Origin of the sequence: Sphingobium jiangsuense (genome assembly GCF_014196495.1) — a bacterium.
In the GTDB taxonomy this organism is placed as follows: Bacteria; Pseudomonadota; Alphaproteobacteria; order Sphingomonadales; family Sphingomonadaceae; genus Sphingobium; species Sphingobium jiangsuense.
In genome coordinates this window covers 185,668-207,528 of record NZ_JACIDT010000002.1, presented here as the reverse complement: position 1 = coordinate 207,528, position 21,861 = coordinate 185,668, and the positions used below count along the sequence as shown (strand labels likewise).

At 65.4% G+C, this 21,861-nt stretch carries 24 protein-coding genes; 14 read left to right on the top strand and 10 right to left on the bottom strand.

The window, feature by feature from the left end:
- Window positions 1–113: 113 nt before the first annotated feature.
- Window positions 114–443, bottom strand: coding sequence for a hypothetical protein (locus GGR43_RS03360; RefSeq protein ID WP_223177301.1), 330 nt, complete (start codon window positions 441–443; stop codon window positions 114–116).
- Between GGR43_RS03360 and GGR43_RS03355 the strand changes: the two genes are divergently transcribed.
- The 3 genes from GGR43_RS03355 to GGR43_RS03345 all read left to right on the top strand — a co-directional run bounded on the left by GGR43_RS03355 (window position 379) and on the right by GGR43_RS03345 (window position 5,489).
- The gene (locus tag GGR43_RS03355) at window positions 379–1,296 is read left to right on the top strand and encodes a flagellin N-terminal helical domain-containing protein (RefSeq protein WP_188070534.1); all 918 of its coding nucleotides are present in this window, start codon (window positions 379–381) and stop codon (window positions 1,294–1,296) included. The genes GGR43_RS03360 and GGR43_RS03355 overlap by 65 nt on opposite strands.
- Window positions 1,297–1,621: 325 nt before the next feature.
- Complete coding sequence (locus GGR43_RS03350; protein WP_188070533.1) at window positions 1,622–2,539, top strand: flagellin N-terminal helical domain-containing protein; 918 nt, start codon at window positions 1,622–1,624, stop codon at window positions 2,537–2,539.
- 532 nt (window positions 2,540–3,071) lie between these two features.
- A complete protein-coding gene (locus tag GGR43_RS03345; RefSeq protein ID WP_188070532.1) occupies window positions 3,072–5,489 on the top strand; it encodes an HAD family hydrolase in 2,418 nt (805 codons plus the stop codon).
- A 289-nt stretch (window positions 5,490–5,778) separates the two neighbouring features.
- Here the strand turns inward: GGR43_RS03345 and GGR43_RS03340 are convergent, their stop codons facing one another.
- The 9 genes from GGR43_RS03340 to GGR43_RS03300 form a co-directional block, all read right to left on the bottom strand.
- Window positions 5,779–6,468, bottom strand: a complete 690-nt coding sequence (locus tag GGR43_RS03340; protein ID WP_246343309.1) for a L,D-transpeptidase family protein — start codon at window positions 6,466–6,468, stop codon at window positions 5,779–5,781.
- A gap of 130 nt (window positions 6,469–6,598) precedes the next feature.
- Window positions 6,599–7,339, bottom strand: a complete 741-nt coding sequence (locus GGR43_RS03335; protein WP_188070531.1) for a sigma-70 family RNA polymerase sigma factor — start codon at window positions 7,337–7,339, stop codon at window positions 6,599–6,601.
- Window positions 7,340–7,400: 61 nt separating this feature from the next.
- Complete coding sequence (gene flhA, locus GGR43_RS03330) at window positions 7,401–9,539, bottom strand: flagellar biosynthesis protein FlhA (RefSeq protein WP_188070530.1); 2,139 nt, start codon at window positions 9,537–9,539, stop codon at window positions 7,401–7,403.
- 9 nt (window positions 9,540–9,548) lie between these two features.
- Window positions 9,549–10,400 (bottom strand): lysozyme family protein, encoded by an 852-nt coding sequence (locus tag GGR43_RS03325; protein WP_188070529.1) that lies wholly within the window; start codon window positions 10,398–10,400, stop codon window positions 9,549–9,551.
- 286 nt (window positions 10,401–10,686) lie between these two features.
- Complete coding sequence (locus GGR43_RS03320) at window positions 10,687–10,989, bottom strand: hypothetical protein (protein ID WP_188070528.1); 303 nt, start codon at window positions 10,987–10,989, stop codon at window positions 10,687–10,689.
- Between the two features lies 1 nt (window position 10,990).
- Entirely contained in the window at window positions 10,991–11,272 is a 282-nt protein-coding gene (gene flgM / locus GGR43_RS03315) for a flagellar biosynthesis anti-sigma factor FlgM (RefSeq protein ID WP_188070527.1), read from the bottom strand.
- Window positions 11,273–11,313: 41 nt separating this feature from the next.
- Window positions 11,314–11,880 (bottom strand): flagella basal body P-ring formation protein FlgA, encoded by a 567-nt coding sequence (locus GGR43_RS03310; RefSeq protein WP_188070526.1) that lies wholly within the window; start codon window positions 11,878–11,880, stop codon window positions 11,314–11,316.
- Window positions 11,881–11,977: 97 nt separating this feature from the next.
- On the bottom strand, window positions 11,978–12,481 hold the full coding sequence (locus GGR43_RS03305) for an OmpA family protein (RefSeq protein WP_188070525.1): 504 nt from the start codon (window positions 12,479–12,481) through the stop codon (window positions 11,978–11,980).
- Window positions 12,478–13,143 (bottom strand): motility protein A, encoded by a 666-nt coding sequence (locus GGR43_RS03300; protein WP_188070524.1) that lies wholly within the window; start codon window positions 13,141–13,143, stop codon window positions 12,478–12,480. Before GGR43_RS03300 ends, GGR43_RS03305 begins: the two co-directional genes overlap by 4 nt.
- Window positions 13,144–13,404: 261 nt before the next feature.
- Between GGR43_RS03300 and flgB the strand changes: the two genes are divergently transcribed.
- The 11 genes from flgB to GGR43_RS03245 are packed head-to-tail and all read left to right on the top strand — an operon-like array spanning window position 13,405 to window position 21,766.
- On the top strand, window positions 13,405–13,761 hold the full coding sequence (gene flgB / locus GGR43_RS03295; protein WP_188070523.1) for a flagellar basal body rod protein FlgB: 357 nt from the start codon (window positions 13,405–13,407) through the stop codon (window positions 13,759–13,761).
- A 17-nt stretch (window positions 13,762–13,778) separates the two neighbouring features.
- Window positions 13,779–14,171 (top strand): flagellar basal body rod protein FlgC, encoded by a 393-nt coding sequence (gene flgC / locus GGR43_RS03290; protein ID WP_188070818.1) that lies wholly within the window; start codon window positions 13,779–13,781, stop codon window positions 14,169–14,171.
- Window positions 14,168–14,869 carry a flagellar hook assembly protein FlgD gene (locus GGR43_RS03285; protein ID WP_188070522.1) on the top strand — a complete coding sequence of 234 codons (702 nt, stop codon included), beginning with the start codon at window positions 14,168–14,170 and terminating at the stop codon, window positions 14,867–14,869. The genes flgC and GGR43_RS03285 overlap by 4 nt, the downstream gene beginning before the upstream one ends.
- A gap of 31 nt (window positions 14,870–14,900) precedes the next feature.
- Window positions 14,901–15,743, top strand: a complete 843-nt coding sequence (locus GGR43_RS03280) for a flagellar hook-basal body complex protein (protein ID WP_188070521.1) — start codon at window positions 14,901–14,903, stop codon at window positions 15,741–15,743.
- A gap of 29 nt (window positions 15,744–15,772) precedes the next feature.
- Complete coding sequence (gene flgF, locus GGR43_RS03275) at window positions 15,773–16,516, top strand: flagellar basal-body rod protein FlgF (protein WP_188070520.1); 744 nt, start codon at window positions 15,773–15,775, stop codon at window positions 16,514–16,516.
- A 30-nt stretch (window positions 16,517–16,546) separates the two neighbouring features.
- On the top strand, window positions 16,547–17,338 hold the full coding sequence (gene flgG / locus GGR43_RS03270) for a flagellar basal-body rod protein FlgG (protein WP_188070519.1): 792 nt from the start codon (window positions 16,547–16,549) through the stop codon (window positions 17,336–17,338).
- A gap of 11 nt (window positions 17,339–17,349) precedes the next feature.
- Window positions 17,350–18,024 (top strand): flagellar basal body L-ring protein FlgH, encoded by a 675-nt coding sequence (locus GGR43_RS03265; protein WP_188070518.1) that lies wholly within the window; start codon window positions 17,350–17,352, stop codon window positions 18,022–18,024.
- Window positions 18,025–18,043: 19 nt separating this feature from the next.
- Complete coding sequence (locus tag GGR43_RS03260; protein ID WP_188070517.1) at window positions 18,044–19,168, top strand: flagellar basal body P-ring protein FlgI; 1,125 nt, start codon at window positions 18,044–18,046, stop codon at window positions 19,166–19,168.
- A gap of 17 nt (window positions 19,169–19,185) precedes the next feature.
- Window positions 19,186–19,560: a rod-binding protein gene (locus GGR43_RS03255; protein WP_425502154.1), complete on the top strand. Its 375-nt coding sequence runs from the start codon at window positions 19,186–19,188 to the stop codon at window positions 19,558–19,560.
- Complete coding sequence (flgK, locus tag GGR43_RS03250) at window positions 19,557–20,900, top strand: flagellar hook-associated protein FlgK (protein ID WP_188070516.1); 1,344 nt, start codon at window positions 19,557–19,559, stop codon at window positions 20,898–20,900. The genes GGR43_RS03255 and flgK overlap by 4 nt, the downstream gene beginning before the upstream one ends.
- A gap of 20 nt (window positions 20,901–20,920) precedes the next feature.
- On the top strand, window positions 20,921–21,766 hold the full coding sequence (locus tag GGR43_RS03245; protein WP_188070515.1) for a flagellin: 846 nt from the start codon (window positions 20,921–20,923) through the stop codon (window positions 21,764–21,766).
- Window positions 21,767–21,861 lie beyond the last annotated feature (95 nt).

The following is a 21,861-nucleotide window of genomic DNA, read 5'->3' as shown; positions in this document are numbered from 1 at the left end:
AAACACTTAGTATATGGTTAACAAAGGCCGGTTCTGCCGCCCGGACGGCAATTTTTTTCCGCTTCCGGCAAAAGAATCCTGCATCTTTTCAACTGACTGTTTTTCAATGATTTTTATGGAAACGAGGCCGAGGCCCCACCGGCAAAATCGTCGTTAACAGGGGCTTTCCCCGTTAAAAAATCCGCCGCTTCCGCCGTTTCTTCCGCGTCGCGCGCGCGAGCGTTCCGGGTATCCGCATGGTCTGCCACCGCCCGGCAAAACCCTGCCGGAAAATTCTGCCGGGTCGCCCCTAAATCTTTTCTTCCGGTCACCGTTATCGGGCTTGAGGTCGCCACAGCCCCCTCGGCCGCGATCCAGGAAAGCAGAAAGGGAACAACCATGACTGTCATCGGAACGAATATTTCGGCGATGCGTGCGAACACCGCATCGACGTCGGCCAGCAACTCGCTCGCCGCGTCGATGGAGCGCCTGTCGTCGGGCAAGCGCATCAACAGCGCGAAGGACGACGCGGCGGGCCTCGCCATCGCCACCAAGATGACCGCGCAGATCAACGGCCTGCAGGCCGCGCAGCGCAACGCCAATGACGGCATCTCGCTCGCCCAGACGGCGGAAGCCGCTCTCGGCCAGATCAGCGACCTGATCCAGCGCGTCCGCGAACTGGCCGTCCAGTCCGCCAACGGCACGATGGTCGACGACGACCGCAAGGCGATCAACGCCGAAGCGGGTGCGCTGCTCGACCAGATCGACCAGATCGCCAAGACCACCAACTTCAACGGCGTGAACCTGCTGGGCGGCGTGACCGACCTCGACGGTTCGGGCGGTGCGACGGCGGTCGGTACCAATGTGACGATCCAGACCGGCACCAGCGCCTCCGACACGGTTGCGGTCACCATCGAGAACAGCTCGACGGCGGCGCTCGGCATCAAGAAGTCGGCCGACAACACCCCCGACACCGGCACCGCCTGGAACGCCAGCGCCGGCACGGGCGGCAAGGAAATCGACCTGTCCACCGCCGCCAACGCCTCGGCTGCTCTCACCCAGCTCGACTCCGCGCTGACCGCGGTCGCCGCCAACCGTGCGGGACTCGGCGCCAGCCAGAACCGCCTGTCGGCGACGGTCAACAATATCGACGCGACCGTCACCAACCTGACCGAAGCGCGCTCCCGCATCGAGGATGTCGATTTCTCGGCCGAGACGACCCAGCTCGCCAAGGCCCAGATATTGAGCCAGGCTTCCACCGCGATGCTCGCCCAGGCGAACCAGACGCAGCAGAACGTGCTCAAGCTGATCGGCTAAGCATCGGCTGACAAGACCGGGTGGCGGCGGCCGTCCCGCCGGCGCCCGGTCAACCCTTCGTCACATCATAGTCCCCCAACGTGGCGGGGGGTTTTCCCCAAAGGACGGGCCCATAAATATATATAGCCTTATTCTGAACCCTCGCTCCTCCCTCTGGAGCGAGGGTTTTTCTTATCTAAAGCATTGAATTTTAATGGTAAATGGAAAATTTTCCATTTTTTTCCGCCGGTCATTAAAGAATGCCCGCGCCCTGCCGTTCTGATGGATATGGCCGACGGGAAACCGACGGTCTGGGGAAATCAGAGGGAATAGAGGGACTTAAACCATGACTGTTATCGGAACGAATATTTCAGCGATGCGCGCCAACACGGCGTCCACTTCCGCCAGCAACTCGCTCGCCGCGTCGATGGAGCGCCTGTCGTCGGGCAAGCGCATCAACAGCGCGAAGGACGACGCGGCGGGCCTCGCCATCGCCACCAAGATGACCGCGCAGATCAAGGGCCTCCAGGCCGCGCAGCGCAACGCCAATGACGGCATCTCGCTCGCCCAGACGGCGGAAGCCTCGCTCGGCCAGATCAGCGACCTGATCCAGCGCGTCCGCGAACTGGCCGTCCAGTCCGCCAACGGCACGATGGAAGACAGCGACCGCAAGGCGATCAATTCCGAAGCCGGCGCGCTGCTCGACCAGATCGACCAGATCGCCAAGAACAGCAATTTCAACGGCGTCAACCTGCTGGGCGGCGTGACCGACCTCGACGGATCCGGTGCGGGCACCGCGGTCGGCACCAATGTGACGATCCAGACCGGCACCAGCGCGACCGATACGGTGCAGATCAGCATCCAGAACAGCTCGACGGCGGCGCTCGGCATCAAGAAGTCGGCCGACAACACCCCCGACACCGGCACCGCATGGGATGCCAGCGCCGGCACGGGCGGCAAGGAAATCGACCTGTCCACCGCCGCCAATGCCTCGGACGCTCTCGCCCAGCTCGACGCCGCGCTGACCGCCGTGGCCGCCAACCGGGCCAGCCTCGGCGCCAGCCAGAACCGCCTGTCGGCCACGATCAACAATATCGACGCGACCGTCACCAACCTGACCGAAGCGCGCTCCCGCATCGAGGATGTCGATTTCTCGGCCGAGACGACCCAGCTCGCCAAGGCCCAGATATTGAGCCAGGCCTCCACCGCGATGCTCGCCCAGGCGAACCAGACGCAGCAGAATGTTCTCAAGCTGATCCAGTAAGACAGCGCACCTCCCCCAGACCGGCCGGTGGCATGTCCATCCACCGGCCGGTCGATCGCCTCTTCGGTACATTTTAGTCCCCCATGTGGCGAAGGGGTGTCCCTGCAAAGGGAAAAGGCCCGAACGGCACCAGTGCCGCCGGGCACGAACGGACCCTCGTTCCCCCTCTGGAACGAGGGTCTTTTTCGTTTTCGGCGACCGTTGCAGGCAGGTTTCGGTGGACGGCGGCTTTGGGCCAAATCCTTGCCATTCCTATCGCGTCATGCCAGCGAAGGCTGGCATCTCAGAAGGCGACGCGCGCCATGGGCTGCGACCCCAGCCTGCGCTGGGGTGACGGTAAAGGCGGAGGTCCACCCTTCATCCAAGCCAGCCCTCCGCGCCCATATCCGCGAAGAATAGCATCGCCTTACCTCGCGCGGCCGCCTCTCCCGGCCGCCATAATTAACCCTTGGGAAACCTTATTCCTTAATAAGGGCAGGCGTATTGGGCCCGATCCCGCAGGGATGAGGGTCGATGGGGAGACGCAAATCCGATGAAAGACGCCATCCACGCCTGGGAAATCGAGGGCTTTCTCGACCAACTGCCGGACTCGGTCGAAATCCTGTCGCTCGACTGCTTCGACACGCTGATCTGGCGTAACGTGCATCGGCCCAACGACGTGTTCCACGAGCTTTTCCCCGACGGACGCGGCATGGAAGTGCGCGTCCGCGCGGAACAGAAAGCCCGCCGCGCGCTCCAGCTGGAGCCGGAGCGCGAGGAAATCTTCATCGAGGATATTTACCGCAACCTTTCCCGCGCCGGTGAGGACCGTCATTCCGGCCTGATCGCCGCCGAACTGGATGCAGAGGCGCGGCATTGCTTTGCCTTCCGTCCGGTCGTCGACCTCATCACGGAGGCGAAGAAGCGCGGGCTCAAGGTCATCATCGTCTCCGACATCTACTGGCCCGAAGCGCAGCTGCGGGACTTGATCGCCCGCACCGCCGGGCAGGAACTGCTCGACCGGATCGACCGGATCTATTGCTCCTGCGATTATGGCTGCGGCAAATATAAGGGCCTGTTCGGCCATGTGCTGGAGGATCTGGGCGTATCGCCCGACGCCATCGCCCATCTGGGCGACAACCAGGCGGCAGACGTCGAGGCGCCGCGCGAGCTGGGCATCCATGCCGTGCATTTCCTGCAATTCCAGGAGCATCAGGCCACCCGCCTGCGGCTGGAAGCGATCGCCTCCACGCTGATGGAGCGGGACGCGCGGCGCACCATGCCGGTGTTCCAGCCGCACCGGGCGCAGATCGCCCTGCACCACAGCGACGATCCGGTCGAGGATTTCGGCTATGGCGTGCTCGGCCCGATCATGCGCGGCTTCACCCACTGGCTGGCGGCCGAAGCCGACGCCTTCGAGGCGGAAACCGGCAAGAAGCCGAAATTGCTCTTCCTGCTGCGCGACGGCTATCTGCTCGCCAAGGCGTTCGAGCGGGCCTATCCGCACCGGGCCGGCCAGATCGGCATGGCGGAGGTCAGCCGCTTCACCGCGCTCGCCTCCAGCTTCACCGACGAGCGGGCGATCCGCAACTATCTGCTCACCGGCAAGATGAAGTTCAGCGGCGCGTCGATGCTGGGCACGCGGGAAATGGCCTGCAACCAGCTGCTCTTCACCGCGCAGGAAACCCGCAAGATCGCGCGGGAAGAGGATGGCCCGACCTTCCTCCAGACCCTGCTGGAACCGGAGAATATCGAGCGCATCCGTACCCGCTCCGCGCAGTTCCGCGAAGGGCTGCTCGCCCATCTCCGCCTGCACGGCGTCGAGGATGGCGATGCGGTGATGCTGGTCGACCTGGGCAGCGTCGGCACGATCCAGAACGTGCTGACGTCCGTGCTCGAAAGCGAGATGAACCTGCGCGTGGCCGGGCGCTATTTCCTGCTGCGCGAGGAATCCTTCACCGGCCTCGACAAGAAGGGGCTGATCGACTTCCGCCATTATGAAACGGACGGGCTGTTCGCGATCTTCCAATATATCGCGCTGATGGAGGAATTCTGCACCATCCCGCAGGGGTCGGTGCTCTATTACGGCAAGGACGGCCAGCCCCGCCGCGACAATGCGGAAGGCGACCCGGCGCAGAATGCGATGCGCGCTAAGGCGCAGGCCGCCTGCTTCGCCTTCGTCGGGCAGGAGGATCGCGGCTGGCACGCCGCCCCGGCCTCATGGGGCGACGAGAGCGCGCGGCGCATGGCCACGGCCAGCCTCGCGCGGCTGCTGTTCCTGCCGACGCAGGACGAGATCGCGATGATCCAGTCCTTCGTCCATGACGTGAACATGGGCAGCACCGACAAGATCAGGCTGATGGATTGCGAGGCGGCCGCCCGCAACATGCGCCGCCACGGCGCCTTCCACACGATGGCGGTGCGCGAGCGCATCTACCAGCCCGGCGAGCTGCGCGGCTACGGCATGGCGGAAACGCTGTCGCTGCTGCTCACCCGCCGCTTCGGGCTGGACCTGAAGGCGACGGATTTCCAGACCGGCGGCCTGCGCCTGCCCGTGCTGCTGACGGCGGGCGGGAGCCACACGCAGATGGACATCACCGCCTATCCCACCAGCGAGGGCTATTATCGCGCGCTGGTGCCGATCGGGGCGGGCCGCTTCACCGCGATCGTGATGATCGGCCAGCTGTGCGACTGGTTCCAGATCGAGGAGGCGAGCTTCCGCATGGTCGGGTCCTATATGTCGGTGCAGACGCACAGGGCGGCGCTGCCCGCCGCGCCGATCTGCGACGGCATGGAGCAGAGCGCTCCCGGCCTCTATCACTGCACCCAGGCCAGCGCCTTCCTGATGTTCACGCCGCCCTCAGTCGCGGAGGACGAGCCGCATATGCTGCACCTCGTCTTCCGCCCGGTCCTGCTGCGCGACACGGCGGCGGCGGAGGCCCGGCAGCAGCCGCTGCGTCAGGTGGCCTGAACCGAAGCATTACCCCAGCGAAAGCAAAGGGCAGGCTGGCGAATAGCGCCGGCCTGCTTTTTTGTTGGTGGTTCCGGCCTTGGGATAGCTATTTGGGAGTGGGAGTACCATAATCCAATCGTCATGCTGAACTTGTTTCAGCATCCATCAGGCCCAACAGACCGTCGGTCAATCCGGTGAAATGGACCCTGAACCGAAGGCCAGCACAGCTAACCAAGTTCAGGGTGACGGTAAGGGCTACGCTCCGCTTCGGTTCGCAAGCCGCCCCCAAAACACCCGCCCCACAACCTCAATTCACCTGCATCATCTTCCCGTCGGTGATGATGACCGGATCGCCCGGCTGGACGGCGGCGAAGAGTTTTTTCGCGAACGGGGTGGGCACACCGATGCAGCCATGCGTCGCCCTGCCCCATTCGACGTCGCTGCCGTGGATCGCCACGCCGTCATTGGTCAGCCACAAGGTGAAGGGCATGGGCGCATTGTCATAGGTGCGCGAATGATAGTCGGCGATCTTCCGCTGGACGGGAAAGACGCCGAGCGGGCTGGGCTTGTCGGTGGCGCCGTAGAGGATGACGGCCGCGCCGATCTCGTACCCGGCGCGGAACACGGAGAGCGTCTGCGCCTTCAGGTCGACGGTGACGACCACCGGCCCGGCGGGCACGTCCTTGTCGTCCCAATGATAATCGCCATGGCGCAGCGGGCTGTCGATCTTGAGGATGCGCTTCACCCGGAAAGCGGCGGCGACCGCGTTCGCGTCCGGCAAGGATTGAGGGGCGCTTGCGGCGGCGGGTGATGGAGCCAAGGAAACGGCCGGAGAAACGCCCGCGGCCTGCTTGCCCGCGCCCTCCGTCTTTGCGGCGCCCGCGCCGTCGCGCAGGGAAAGATAGACGCCCTTCAGCATGATGCCGAAGGTCAGCACGACGAGAGCCGCGACGGCTCCGGCAAAAATCAGACGGGTCTTTCCCTTGAGGCTATTCATCCCGGTCATCCCGCAAGGCATAAGGGCCGAACGCCGTGCCGGTCAATGGCCAGCCCGGCCCATGACGCTTTCCAGCCCTCTTACCATCCCCCTTCCCCGCCCTCTGCCGCGCGGGGAAGCCGGACCATGTTCAGTCGTTCCACTCGCGCAGCATGCCGCGCAGCTTGTCGAGCGCGGCCTTCTTGATCTGGCACACCCGCGCCGCGCCGATATCCAGCGTCGCGCCGATCTCCTCCAGGTTCATCTCCTCGACGAAATAGAGCTGCAGCACCATCGCCTCGCGTTCCGGCAATTGGCGGATGGAACCGGCGAGCATCGCCTTCAGCGATTCCCGCTCCAGCTTCTCGTCGGCGCGCTCCTCCAGATCGGCGAACCACATCGACTGGTCGGAATAGACCTCGTCCATGCTCTGTTCCTGCACCATCTCCGCCGCGTCGACCATCTCGCGATAGGCGGCGGCGTCGAGGTTCATCTCGGCCGCCATCTCGGTTTCGCCGGGGGTCCGCCCCAGCCGCTGCTCCAGCCGCCGGCGCACCTCGGTCAACTGCTTGCGCTTGGCCATGGCGGAGCGGCAGATCGTCGCCTGGCGGCGCAGGCTGTCGATCATCGCGCCGCGAATGCGCATCTGCGCATAGGAGGCGAAGCCAAGCCCGCGATCCTCAAAGCTGTTGGCGGCTTCGACCAGCGCGACCATGCCGATCTGGAGCAGGTCCTCGATGTCGATCGCGCTCGATACGCGGCCATGCACATGCCAGGCGATCTTGCGCACCAGCGGCATATATTGCCGCGCCAGTTGCTCTGGGCTCGGCGATCGGGCGGTGCGGCCATATGTCAGCGCATCCCCATCGGCTGCAATCCGGTTCATGAACATGCTGAAATCAGTCCCTTATTCCAACGCTTCATTGCCTGTCCGGCGATCATCCCGGCGATGATCACGCCATTCTCTCATGATGGGCCGCCGATCCCGGCAGCGGATCGTGGCGCGGCTTCGGCTTGTCCACGCCGCCGACGACGGCGACCACCTCGACCGGCTTGCCGTCCGGGATTTCGAGGAAGGACAGCACCGGCGTTTCGGGCAGGTGCGGCTTGAACAGCCGCGCCAGCGCCCGGCGCGCCAGCGGCGAGGTGACGATAGCGAAATTGCGCGCCTCGGCCATCAGCGGGCGGGCGCCCTGAATGACGGCCTCGGTGATGCGCCCGGCCAGCGCCGGTTCGATCGGGTGGCGCGCATCGCCCGCGACCCGCATCGCCTGCGCCAGCAAGCCTTCCAGATCGCCGTCGAGGGTGATGACCGGCAGCGGCATCTTCACCGGCACCAGCGTCTGGATGATGAGCGAGCCGATGCGCTGGCGCACCGCCTCGACCAGCTGCTCCGGCGTCATGTCCGGTTTCACCGCGTCGATCATCGCCTCGCAGATGCGGCGGAAATCCTTGAGCGGAATGCCCTCGGCCAGCAGCGCGCGGCACAGCGCGGTGATCTGGGCGAGGTTCAGCAGGCCCGGCGTCAGCCCGTCGGCCAGTTGCGGCGCGGCTTCCTTCAGATTGTCGATCAGCTTGCGCGCCTCGTCCATGCCGAACATTTCCGACGCGTTCATCGTGATGAGCTGGTTGAGGTGGGTCGCCACCACGGTCGAGGGATCGACCACGGTATAGCCCGCGACCACCGCCTCGCTGCGCATTTCCGGGCGGATCCACACCGCGTCGAGGCCGAAGGTCGGGTCCTTGACCGCGCGGCCGGGCACCGTGCCTTCCAGCGCGCCGCTGTCGAGCGCCAGCAGGTCCTCCGGCCACACCTCGTCCTCGCCGACGATAACGCCGCCGATGGTGATGCGATAGCCGTGCGGTTCGAGCGAGAGATTGTCCTTCACCCGCACCAGCGGCACGACGAAGCCCAACTCGCGCGAGAGCTGCTTGCGGATGCCGGTGATGCGCGCCATCAGTGGCGCGCCCTTGCGGTCGTCCACCAGCGGGATCAGCGCATAGCCGACCTCCAGCCCCAGTACCGCGCCGTCCGACACGTCCGCCCAGTCGATCTTCGCCGGGTTTTCCGGCTCCGGCGCGGCCGGGGCGGCGGCGGCTTCGGCCTGCACCCTGGCGGCCTTGCGCAGGCGCCAGGCGACGAAGCCGCACAGCGCCGCCGTCGGCAGGATGACCATGTGCGGCATGCCGGGGATGACGCCCATGATGCCGAGGATCGCCGCCACCGGCGTCCATGCCTTGCCGCTGCCGAACTGGTTGGCGATCTGGCCGCCCAGGTCGTGCTCGCTGTTGACGCGGGTGACGATGCTCGCCGCCGCGATCGACAGGATCAGCGCGGGCACCTGCGCCACCAGCGCGTCGCCGATGGCGAGGATCACATAGGTCTGTGCGGCTTCCGACAGCGACAGCCCGTGGCTGACCGTGCCGAGGATGATGCCGCCGATGATGTTGATGATGAGGATGAGCACGCCTGCGATGGCGTCGCCCTTCACGAACTTGCTGGCGCCGTCCATCGAGCCGTAGAAATCCGCCTCGGTCGCGACTTCGGCGCGGCGCAGCTTCGCCTCTTCGGGGCTGAGCAGCCCGGCGTTGAGGTCGGCGTCGATCGCCATCTGCTTGCCGGGCATCGCATCCAGCGTGAAGCGGGCGGACACTTCCGACACGCGCCCCGCGCCCTTGGTGATGACGACCAGGTTGATGATCATCAGGATCGCGAACACGAACAGGCCGACGACATAGTCGCCGCCGATCAGGAAATTGCCGAAGGATTCGATCACATGCCCGGCCGCGTCCGGCCCGTTATGCCCGTCGACCAGCACCACGCGGGTGGACGCGACGTTGAGCGCGAGGCGCATCAGCGTCGCGAACAGCAGCACCGTCGGGAAGCTGGAAAAGTCGAGCGGGCGCGCCGCGTTCAGCGCGACCATCAGCACCGCGAGGCTGATCGTGATATTGCCGATGAAGCCGATATCCAGCAGGATCGACGGCACCGGCACCACCATGAACATGACCATCAGCAGCGTCGCGAACGGCAGCACCGCCCCTCTCGCCGTGTTCATCCAGACTTTGCCGTTCATTTGGGTACGGGTCATGGGGTGGTCTTACCTTCCGAAGGTGGCGAGCATGAGATAGGCGAGCCGGGCGGTCGCCGGTTGCGGACGCAGGAGTTCATCCTCCGTCAGGCTTTGCGAGGATTGCTGGAGCCGTTCGGTCTCCACGCGGACATAATCGGCCGGCTGCACCGTCTTGCCCTGCGGCAGGTCGGCGGCGGCGGAAGAGGCCGCCCAGCCGGAACCGCCCGTCTGGCCATTCAGGGCGCTTTCGACGCCGTTTTGCAGCTTGGCGGCAAATTTTTGCCGGATGTCGGCAAAGCTGCGCGGATTGCCGGACCTGTCGTAGAAGATCGAGCGGTTGGCCGCCGCCGCCGACGGGAACATCGAGGCGGCGCCCGCATAGGGATTGCTGTCATGGACGGCGAGGAACTTGGCCGCCCCGCCCGCGCCCAGGAAATGGGCGAGATAGAGGTCTACCGGCTCCGCCTCGCGCCCAAGGCGGCTTTCGAGATAGGCCTTGTTGTCGGCGGCATGCTCGGCCGCCATCACCGATGCGGTTTCCGGATGGTTGCGCAGGTCGAGTATCTGCTGGCGCAAGGTCGGGTCGGACACATAATAGCGCCCATTGGCCCCGCGCTGGACCGCATCGGCCGCCCAGCCCAGCCCATGATCGCTGCCGTGCCGGTCGATCACGGCGAGCCAGCTCTGGTCGATGAACTGATACAGCCCCTTGGCCGAGGAGGTCGAGGCCTTCGCGGTCGGGTTGAGGCTGCTTTCGATCTTCGCCTGACCCAGCAGATAGGCGAAATCCATCCCCGTGCGCTGGCTCGCCATCGCAATCGCGTTCGTCACGCGATTGCGGCTGGTGCCGCCAACGGAAAGATCGGAAAAAACGGACATTCCCTAACCCTGAAAAACTTGCACTGGTTATAAAGCAATAACCATGCCAGTTTTTTGGGCGGGTTTTCAGGGAATGATCGGGAGAAACGGGCGAACCATCCTAACCGGTCGCCCTGTCCACACTCGTTCGCCCTGAGCTTGTCGAAGGGCTGCTTTTCTCTTGGGGCTGGAAGAAGACAGGGCTTCGACAAGCTCAGCCCGAACGGAGAGGGGATCAGAAAACGTCATCCCAACGAAAAAGCGCGGAGGAACCCCGCGCTTTCGAACCGTTATCGGCAAGGATCGCTCAGCGCGCGTAGGTCGCGGCGGCGGTCTCTATGCCCTGCTGGGCGAGCAGGTCGATGCGCTGGCGCGCGTCGTCGGCGGCAAGGTTGATGTGAACGCGCGTCGCCTCGACCATCGGCAGCAGATTTTCCAGCGCCAGCCGCGTCTCGCCGTCCAGCTCCGCACCCGCGCCGGTGCGCACGGTCTCGCAGGCGAGCCGCACCGCTTCTCCGGCCGAAATCATGCGCGCGGGATCGCCGCCGCCCAGCGCCAGGCGCAGGTCGTCGAAAGCCTGCTCCAGCGCCTGCACCTGTTCGCGGGCCATCTTAGCGATCCAGATCCAGCGCGATCATCTTTTCCGCGATGGCATCGGCATTGACCGGATAATTGCCCGAGGCGATGGCTTCCTTGATCGCCGCCACCCGGTCCATATCCACCGGCGCGCCTTCGGCGGCCATGCGCGCGGACGGCGTGGAGGCGCCCGCGACCGGCGCGCCACCGCCCGTGATGCCATCCGTCGCGGCCGAAGCGGACCGCGCCTTGCCGCCTTCCCGCAGCTTTGCCAGATCGACGGGCGATCCGATCGACTGATTGATCGATTTGATCATTACAAATCCTTTCCGACTATCGCGTCTGATAACGGCCGAATTTAATATTCCTTAAATCCCGGAACGCGAACAATACCGTTTTCCATCACCTGCGCCAGCACCGGATCCGATTTCGAGTCATTGCGCACCCGGATCAGGTCGCCCGCCGCGCCATCCTCGTCGGCGATCATCTGCCGCGAAACGGTGAAGGCCGCGCCTCCGGCGACCAGTTGCACGGGGTCGCCGCGCTTGATGATGACTTCCTTGCGCACAACAGGCGCGGCCGCGCGGCCATAGGCGGCGGGACGGGCCGCGGCCATACCCATCGACGCTTCCCCCGCGCCCGGTTGCAACGGCACGCGAATGCGCCAGCCGATCGCCTTGCACTGCACGATGGCGGCGCCGAAGGCGGGACCTGTCACTTCCGGCAGATCCGGGCAGGCGGCCAGCCGCAGGCGGCGGTCCACCGGCGCGACCGGTCCGCCGGGCTGGCCGATGGCGGCGCCGACGGTCATCGCGACCAGACTGTCCAGCCGGTCCAGATTCTCGAACCGCTGCTGCTGCGCCAGCGCGGGCGCGCCCGGCAGCAAGGCGAGGACAGCCAGCAACTTCGCGGCGATGCGTGCCATATACGATCTCCCATTCCGTTCGCGCGAACGAACCCTTGTCGAAGATCATAAAGCAGGAATCGTGCCATTTTCAAAAGGCACGGTGAGCAAGCGGCGATTATCGCGCGGCGTCCGCCGGGCGCGCGGTAAGGATCAGCATCTGGCCGGACGCGCCGCCCGTTCCCTGATCCTGATCCAGCCCGCGAATGACGAGGCGCTGGCGGGCAATGCCCTCCTGCACCAGCTTGCGGGCGACGGAGCCGACGCGCGCAGCCGCCAGATCCCAGTTGTCGAAGCGGTTGGCGGCCGGATCGAGCCCGACCGAGCGTATCTCCACCTTCGCGCCTCCCGCTGCATATTGATGCGCCAGCGCCTTCATCCGCGCCTCGCCCGCAGGCGTGAGGATCGCCTCGCCCGGCTGGAACAGGCTCGCTGCGGCCAGCCGCTCGGTCTGGCCGACCGGCGCGCCGAATTGCTGCGCGACGCCCTCGACGACCTCCTGCCGGTTTCCCGCGCTCGCCTGAAGCAGCACGAAAAAACCCAGCAGCAGCAGGCACAGGTCCGCGAAGCTGATCGCCCAGCGGCCGCGACGGAGAAAAGCCGGGTCCGCCGCGGCCTTCACGCGACTTCCCTGATGGAGGCGCGGCGGACGGGCGCGGTTTCGCGGCGCGCCACGCGAATCATCCGGTCGCACAGCTCGCCCTGCCAGAACAGCTCGCGCTCCGACAGGTTGGCGAGGCGCGCGGCGATCGGCGCGGCGACCAGATTGGCGATCAGCAGGCCGTAGAAGGTGGTCAGCAGCGCCAGCGCCATCGCCGGGCCGATCTTCGCGGGGTCGTTCATCGCGCTGAACATGCCGACAAGGCCGACGATGGTGCCCGCCATGCCCAGCGCGGGCGCGCTGTCGGCGATGGAAAGCCAGAATTTGTGAACCTTTTCATGCCGGGCGCGGCGGTCGGCCATGGTCTGCTCCGCCCACAGCTCGAACCGGTCGACGCTCTCGGTATCGGACAGCTTGCGGATCGCCGTCGCCAGGAAGGGATTGGCGGCGCGCACCCGGTCGGTGCAGGAAAGGCCGCGCAGATTGGCGATATGATCCACCCGCGTCATCGTCGCGCGGGCCAGCAGCATGTCGCGATCGGGATCGGCGCGCCACAGCACCGGCATCGCGGCGAAGGCGCCCCACAGCGCGGCAAAGCCGTTCTGCGCCGTCGCCAGAACCACGCACCCGGCGATCATCAGCACCAGCGTGATGGGATCAAAGAGGTTCAGGAGTATCTGCATGGTTCCACCTTCTTGCCCGACACATCTTACCAAATCACCAAGACGGCAAAACTTTGCCGCCTCACGGCAAAAGCCTGCCGCCCTTGCCCGGCAGCCTCATCCCGTCACCGGGCGCCCGCGAAAAAATGACGCATTTCCGCCAATAGCCAAAATTGGCACGCCCTTTGCTTTAATCCTGACAGGCGGGAGCCACCCGATGTCCATCACGGAAAACGGCAAGGCTTCCCGAAACTTTAGTCGGAACGAAGGTGAAAACGGGAAATGGGTCTGGAAAACGATCTGTTCGGTGTGCACGGAAAGGCCCTGGAGCTGCGGTCCCAGCGGCTGAACCTGCTTGCCTCCAACATCGCCAACGCGTCCACGCCGGGATATAAGGCGCGCGACATCGACTTCGAGGCCGCGTTGCGCGACGCCACGCAGGGCGACGCCAGCGTCAACAAGGCCATCGACAATTCCATGGGCTATCGCGTGCCAATCCAGCCCAGCCTCGACGGCAACACGGTGGAGCTTTCCACCGAGCAGACGCTGTTTTCCGAAAACGCCGTCAAATACCGCACCACCCTCTCCTTTCTGGAAGGGCGGATCAACACCATCACGCGCGCGCTGAAGGGAGAATGAGCATGGCCGACACCCCCATGAACATCTTCGATATCGCCGGCCGCGCCATGTCGGCCCAGCTCGTGCGTCTGAACACGACCGCGTCCAACATGGCCAATGCCGGGAATGTCACCGGGTCCGCCGCCGAAGCCTATCGGGCGATCAAGCCGGTTTTCCGCTCCGTCACGGAAAGCCCCGGCGTGTCGACGGTGAAGGTGGAGAATATCGTCACCACCAGGGCGGAGCCGATCAAGCGGCACGACCCCAACCACCCGCTCGCCGACGCGGACGGGAATGTGTGGGAATCGGCCGTCGACAGCAGCGCGGAGCTGGTCGACATGGTCGAGACCGCCCGCATGTACGAGAATAATGTTCAGGTCCTCCAGACCGCGAAATCTCTCCTGCTCGAAACAGTGAAGATGGGCAAATGACCACAGTAACCAGCAACACCGCCGCCAACGGCGTAACCACCTATAGCGGCAGCGCCGCCAGCCTGGGCGACACGTCCACCAGCCGTCTTTCGCAAAAGACGCTGGACCAGTCGGACTTCCTCGCCCTGCTGACCGCGCAACTGCAGGCGCAGGATCCGCTCAACCCGACCAGCAATGCCGATCTCGTCGCGCAGATGGCGACGATCACCAACACCAGCGGCATTTCGGAGATGAACACCAACCTGGCCAACATCGCCGACACCATCAGTTCGCTGAAAAGCCAGCTCAGCGCCTCGCGCCTCGGCACGGCGGCCAGCTGGATCGGCCATGCGATGCTGGTCAGCAGCGATTCCGCCGCGCCCAACACCGCGGGCGATTACAGCGGCCAGTTCACGATCAAGTCCGCGTCCGACGCGGTGAAGGTCAATCTGGTCGGCAGCGACGGCACCGTCGTCAAGACCCTCGATCTGGGCGCGCAGCCCGCCGGCGAGGTCACCTTCTACTGGGACGGCAAGGACGAAGGCGGCAACTATGTCGGCGGCGGAACCTACAAGGTTCAGGTCGAGGGCGCCGAGGCGTCCGGCATGGCGACATGGACCAGCATCGCCGCCGTGCAGTCGCCCGCCGACGACAGCAGCGCCCGGCTGATCACCACGCTGGGCACCTACGATCCCGCCGACGCCATCAAATTGCTTTGATTTCCCAGCCTTTCAACGAGGAGCCACCACCATGTCCTTCTACATCTCGCTTTCCGGCCTGAAGGCCGCCCAGGCCGACCTTTCGACCATTTCCAACAACGTCGCCAACGTCAACTCGACCGCGTTCAAGAAGAGCCTCGCCAATTTCGGCGACATCTTCGCCGCCGCGCCGATGCAGACGACCACGCAGGTCGCCGGCCAGGGCACGCGCATCGCGGGCATCAAGCAGCAGTTCACACAGGGCACGGTCGAAACCACCGACAAGACGCTGGACCTTGCGATCACCGGCGAATCCTTCTTCACCGTCAGGACCGCGCCGCCGACCTCGCAGACCAGCTACACCCGCAACGGCGCCTTCTCGCTCGACGCGAACCGCTATGTCACCGACACCACCGGCGCGCGCCTTCAGGTGCTGCCGGTCGACGCCAACGGCGTGCCGACCGGAAACACCTCCGGCGATCTGACCGACCTCCAGATCCCGCAAAGCTATGAGGACACCAGCACGACCCCGTCGACCTGGGTCCAGCTTTCCAGCATCGAGATCAACGAGGCGGGGCTCGTCACCGCCACCTTCGCGGACGATCACACGATCATGCTCGGCAATGTGGCGCTGGCGGCCTTCCCGTCGGCCGAAGGGCTGCGCCAGAAGGGCGACGCGCATTGGCAGACGACGCTGTCGTCCGGCCAGCCGACCTATGGCGCGGGCAATGCGGGCCTGTTCGGCACGATCCGCTCCGGCGCGCTCGAACGCTCCAACGTCGACCTGACCGAGGAACTGGTTTCGCTGATCGCCGCGCAGCAGAATTTCCAGGCCAATGCGAAGGCCATCGAAACCCAGAACGCCGTCGCCAGCGCGATCATCAACCTGCGCTGACACGGGATAGCCAAGGGAAGGTCTGAGCCATGGATCGGCTGGTCAACACGGCACTTACGGCAATGCGCGGCGCGATGTCGCGGCAGGCGACGATCGCCAACAATCTCGCCAACGCCAACACGACGGGGTTCCGCGCGGAAATCGCCAATGCCTCGACCCTGTGGATCAACGGCCAGACCTACAACAGCCGCGCGCAGAGCACCGAGCAGGTGCTCGGCGCCGACATGAAGCAGGGCAGCGTCACCCACACCGGCAATGCGCTGGACGTCGCGATCAACGATCAGGCGATGCTGGCGGTGCAGGCGGCGGACGGCAGCGAAGCCTATACCCGCCGGGGCGACCTCAAGGTCAGCGACAGCGGCCTGCTCACCACCGGCGACGGCATCCCCGTCATCGGCGAGAGCGGCCCTGTCACCCTGCCCTCCTACGACAGCATCTCGATCGCCAAGGACGGCAGCATCAGCATCGTGCCGACCGGCGGCGATCCCAATGCGCCGCAGCAGGTGGACCGGCTGAAGCTCGCCAACCCCACGGGATCGCAGATCGCCAAGGGCGCGGACGGGCTGTTCCGCGAGGTCAACGGCGGGGTGCTGCCCGACGATCCGCTGGCCAGCGTCACGCCGGAATCGCTCGAAGGATCGAACGTCAACGCCACGCAGGCGCTGGTCCAGATGATCGAGGCCAGCCGCGCCTGGGAAACCCAGGTGAAGCTGATCGATACCGCGAAGAAGATCGACGACAGCGGCGCAAGCCTGATGCAACTGCCCTCCTGAACCGGGCCGGAATGACAGGGAACTGAAGCAATGACCAACGCAGCTCTACACGTCGCCCGCACCGGGCTGGACGCCCAGAACACGAAGATGCAGGTGATCGCGAACAACCTCGCGAACGTCAACACCACCGGCTTCAAGAAGGACCGCGCCGATTTCCAGACGCTGGCCTATCAGCAGCTGGTGGCGGCGGGCGCGGCCTCCGACACCGAGAACAAGTTCGCCACCGGCCTGTCGCTGGGCACCGGCGTCTCGATCGCTGGCACCAGCAAGATCATGACGCAGGGCACGGTGACGCCGACCGGCAATTCGCTGGACCTCGCCATTCAGGGCAACGGCTTCTTCCAGTTGCAGCGCCCGGACGGCACCATCGCCTATACCCGCGACGGCAGCTTCACGCAGACGGCCGAAGGCACGCTCGTCAATTCGGACGGCCTGCCGGTCATCCCGCAGATCCAGATCCCCGAAGGCACCACCGGCATCACCATCGGCACCGACGGCATGGTGTCGGCGACGGTCGCCGGCCAGTCCGAACCGACGCAGCTCGGCCAGATCGAACTGGCCAGCTTCACCAACCCGGCGGGGCTGCAATCGATCGGCGACAATCTGATGCTCGAAACCGCCGCCAGCGGCGCGCCGCAGGTGGGCGTGGCCGGGCTGGAAGGCCGTGGCACCATCGCGCAGGGCAGCCTCGAAGGGTCGAACATCAACATCGTCGAGGAGCTGGTCGACATGATCGAGACGCAGCGCGGCTATGAGGTCAACAGCAAGATGATCAAGGCCACCGACGAAATGCTGCAATATGTGAACCAGCAGATCTCGTGAGGACCGGACGGATGAAACGCGCCCCCCTCCTGCTGCTGGCGACCGCCGCGCTGATCGTCGCGGCCCCGGCGGATGCGAAGAAAAAGAAGGAAGCGGACGAAGCCTTCGCGCCGACCTATTCCATGCCGATGCCCGAAGCGGCACCGGCCAACGGCTCGATCTTTCAGGCCGCCTATGGCTATGCCCCGCTGACCAGCGGCGCGCGCGCGGCGATGATTGGGGATATCATCACCATCCTGCTGGTCGAAAGCACGCAGGCGTCGAAGAGCACGGCGGCCAATACCAGCCGCACCGGCGATATCGGCCTCAACCCGCCCAGCACGGGCCTGCTCTCCAAGCTGTTTTCCGCCAGCGACATCGGCGCGAGCGGCTCCAACAGCTTCAAGGGCACGGGCGCGGCCAGCCAGTCGAACAGCCTGTCGGGCGAGATCACCGTAACCGTCGCCCGCGTCTTTCCCAACGGCACGCTGCTGGTGAAGGGCGAAAAGGCGCTCACCCTCAACCGGGGCGACGAATATATCCAGATTTCCGGCCTCGTGCGGCAGGCGGACATCACGCCCGACAACCGCGTGCTTTCCACCCGCGTCGCCGATGCGAAGATCACCTATACCGGCAAGGGCGAAATCGCCCGCGCCAGCCGTCAGGGCTGGCTGCAACGCTTCTTCAGCATGATCAGCCCCTTCTGACAGGATACGGACAGCCATCATGACCCGCATTCGCTTCCCCTCCCTCTCGCTGTTCCTGACCGTGCTGGCGCTGGTCGCCGGTCTGGTCTCCGCGCCCGCCGCGCAGGCGGAGCGGATCAAGGACCTCGGCTCGTTCCAGGGCGTGCGCCCCAACCAGCTGACCGGCTACGGCATCGTCGTCGGCCTTGCGGGAACGGGGGACGACAGCCTCGATTATTCGACGCAGGGCATGAAGGGCATGATCTCCCGCTTCGGGCTGACGCTGCCCGCCGGGGTCAACCCGTCGCTGAAGAACAGCGCGGCGGTGATGGTGACGGCGGAACTGCCCGCCTTCTCCAAGCCCGGCCAGCGCCTCGACGTCACCGTCTCCGCGATCGGCAAGGCCAAGTCGCTGCGCGGCGGCACGCTGGTGCTGACCCCGCTGCGCGGCGCCGACGGCCAGATCTACGCGATGGCGCAGGGCAGCCTCGCGGTCGGCGGCCTCGGCGTCACCGGCGCGGACGGCAGCCACCTGTCGGTCAACGTGCCGTCCGCCGGGCGCATTCCCGGCGGCGCGACGGTGGAGCGCACCGTCGCGACCGGCTTCGACACCGCGCCGCAGCTCGATTTCAACCTGGCCGAGGCGGACCTGACGACCGCGCTGCGCGTGGCCGACGCGATCAACATCGCCTTCGGCGACAAGCGAGCGCGCGCCGTCGATGCCGTCACCGTCTCCATCGCCGCGGAAGCGGGCGCCGAACAGCGCATCCTGATGATGGGCCTCATCGAGAATATCGAGGTGAAGCCCGCCGATGCGCCCGCCAAGGTGATCGTCAACGCCCGGTCCGGCACCGTCGTCATCAACGGCGCGGTGCGGATTTCGCCTGCGGCCATTTCGCACGGCAAGCTGACCGTCGCGGTGCAGGAAAGCCCCCGCGTGGTGCAGCCCGCCCCCTTCTCCGCCGGGCAGACGGCGGTGGAGCAATCGAGTGCGCTTTCGGTGACGGAGGAAAAGAAACCGATGATCAGCTTTAAAGGTGGCGCCTCTCTTGCCGATATAGTGAAGGCGGTGAACGCGATCGGCGCGACACCCTCGGACATGGTGGAAATCCTCCAGGCCCTGAAACAGGCCGGAGCGATGAAGGCGGAGCTGGTCGTGCTGTGACACAGGGTATCGGAACCATCGGCGCGGGCAGCGCCCCTAGCGGAGCCGGCGCGGCGAGCGGCGCAAGCGCCATCGATCCTGAAAAGCTGAAGGTCGCCCAGCAGTTCGAGGCGATCTTCCTGCGCCAGATGATCGGCTCCATGCGCTCGTCCAGCCTTGCCGAAGGGATGTTCGATTCGAGCGCGAGCGACCAGTTCCGCGACATGGCGGACGCGCGCACCGCCGATGAAATGTCGAAGACCGGCAGCTTCGGCATCGCCGACCTCCTGATCCGCCAGTTCGGCTGGGACAAGCCCGCCGCCTCGCCGCAGGCCGCGCTGCGCGGCATCGCGGCGGTCGAGGGCGACGCCGCCGCCATGGCTGCCACCGCAGCGAAAGGGAAAGCCCCATGAGCGCATCGGACATCTTCCTGCTCGGCTCGTCGGGCCTTCGCGCCTATCAGACGCAGCTGGCGACCATTTCGCAGAACATCGCCAATGTCGGCTCGGAAAACTATACCCGCCGCACGACGACAATCAGCGAGTCGGTCATCTCCGGCTCCAGCAACATCCTCTACAAGCAATATGCGAATTTCGGCGGCGCCAACGCGACCGGCATCACCCGGTCCAGCGACAGCTATCTGGAGGCGCGCGTGCGCTCCACCGGCGCGGACCTGTCTTACGCCAAATCCTACCTCAAATGGGTGAACAACGTCGAAAGCGCGCTCAACGACGATGAGACGGGCGTGGGCACGATGCTCACCAATTTCTACAGCTCGGTCGATCAGCTTGCGGCCAACCCTGCGGATTCCTCGCTGCGCACGAGCATGCTCTACCGGCTGGAACAGGTGGTCTCCGCCTTCCATACCAGTTCCAGCGACCTCGAAAGCGTGCTCGACCAGAGCTATGCGAGCGTCGAAAGCGACATCGGCCTGCTGAACAACGCGCTGAGCGCGTTGCAGGACATCAACAAGTCGATCAACATCGCGGCGGACAATTCCGCCCACAAGGCGCAGCTGCTCGACAGCCGCGATTCGCTGCTCAAGACCATTTCCTCGAAGCTGAACGTGTCGATCAGCTTTTCCGGCAGCGGCGCGGCGACCGTCACCTACGACAGCCAGACCATCGCCAGCACCACCACCGCCGCCACCTTCTCCGTCAGCCAGAACCCGGACAAGACGATCGCGCTTTCGCTGGGCGGCACGGCGGTCGCCGCGCCGACCAACGGCACGCTGGGCGGCGATTTCGCCGGATCCGCCAATGCGCGCGACCGGCTGAACTCGCTCGACGCGATGGCGGTGCAGCTGGCCGACGACCTCAACGCCTGGCACCGTCAGGGCTATACCGACGGCACCCCCGGCTCCACCAATATCGATCTGTTGTCGGTGGGCACGACCGCCGCGAGCCTTTCCGTCGCCATCGGCAGCATCGACGACATCGCGGTGAAATCGGCCGACGGCACGATCAACGGCAATCTGGTCGGCATCGGCGCGGTGCGCGAGGCGAGCGACATCGAATCGCAATGGACCAAGCTCGTCACCGCGCAGGGCAATCTCGTCTCGACCGTGACGGACAAGCAGGTGCTGGCCGAAAACCGCGACGAGATCGCCCGCAACGCCCGCGAGGAAGTGAGCGGCGTCAATCTCGACGTGGAGGCGGCCGACCTGCTGCGCGTGCAGCAGGCCTATCAGGCCTGCGCGCGTGTGGTGCAGGCCGCCCGCGATATCATCGACTCCATTCTCAACCTGAGATAACCGCCGGAAGGAACTGACTGATGGTTGCGATCACCGCCCAGACGATGGCCGACGAAATCCGCCGGCAGCAGAAGCTGGCGACCAGCATCACCGATTTGCAGGCGGCGATCTCCAGCGGCAAGATGCTCACCAAATCGTCGCAGGACCCGCAGGCCTGGGTCCAGATTTCGGAGATCGGCCGCGCGCAGGCGCAGCAATCGGCATGGGCGACGAACATCGCCTATGCGCAGTCGCGCGCGCAAAAGGCGGAGACGAACCTCAACGACATCAGCTCGCTGATGACGCGGGCGCAGGAACTGATGGTGACGGCCAAGACGGGCACGCTGGACGAAACCAACCGCGTCGCGATCGCCTCCGAGCTGGAAGGCATCCGTGTCAGCATCGCCGACCTGCTCGCCGAAAAGGATTATCTGGGCGTGCCGATCTTCGATCAGGGCGCGCCGACGATGATCCCGGTCGGCAAGAACTATGCGGTCGACGCGGTGCCGACGCAGGAATCGCTGTCGCAGGGCATCACCGTCAATGGCGCGCCGCAGTCGCTGGATTCGATCCTGCAACAGGCGATTACCGCCGTTAACAGCGGCGACGCCGATGCGCTGGCCGATGCGATGACCGCGGTGACCGCCGGGGGCGACCACATCACGCTGGCGCTGACCCTTCAGGGCGTGCGCTCCGACCGGCTGGAAAAGGCGTCGACCCGCATCGACAGCGTATCGCTCGACCTTGCCGAGCGCCGGTCCACGCTGGAGGACACCGATCTTTCCACCGCGATCATGACGCTCCAGTCCAAGATGGTGTCGTTGCAGGCGGCGCAGATCACCTATTCCCAGATCAACCAGCAGACCCTGTTCGACCTGATCCGGTGAGGCGTCCGATGCGTTCCGTCCGCCGGGCGAAAAGCATTAACCATCCCGCTAAACCATATCGGAAGCAGGTCGTTCTATAAGAATGCACAGGGGGG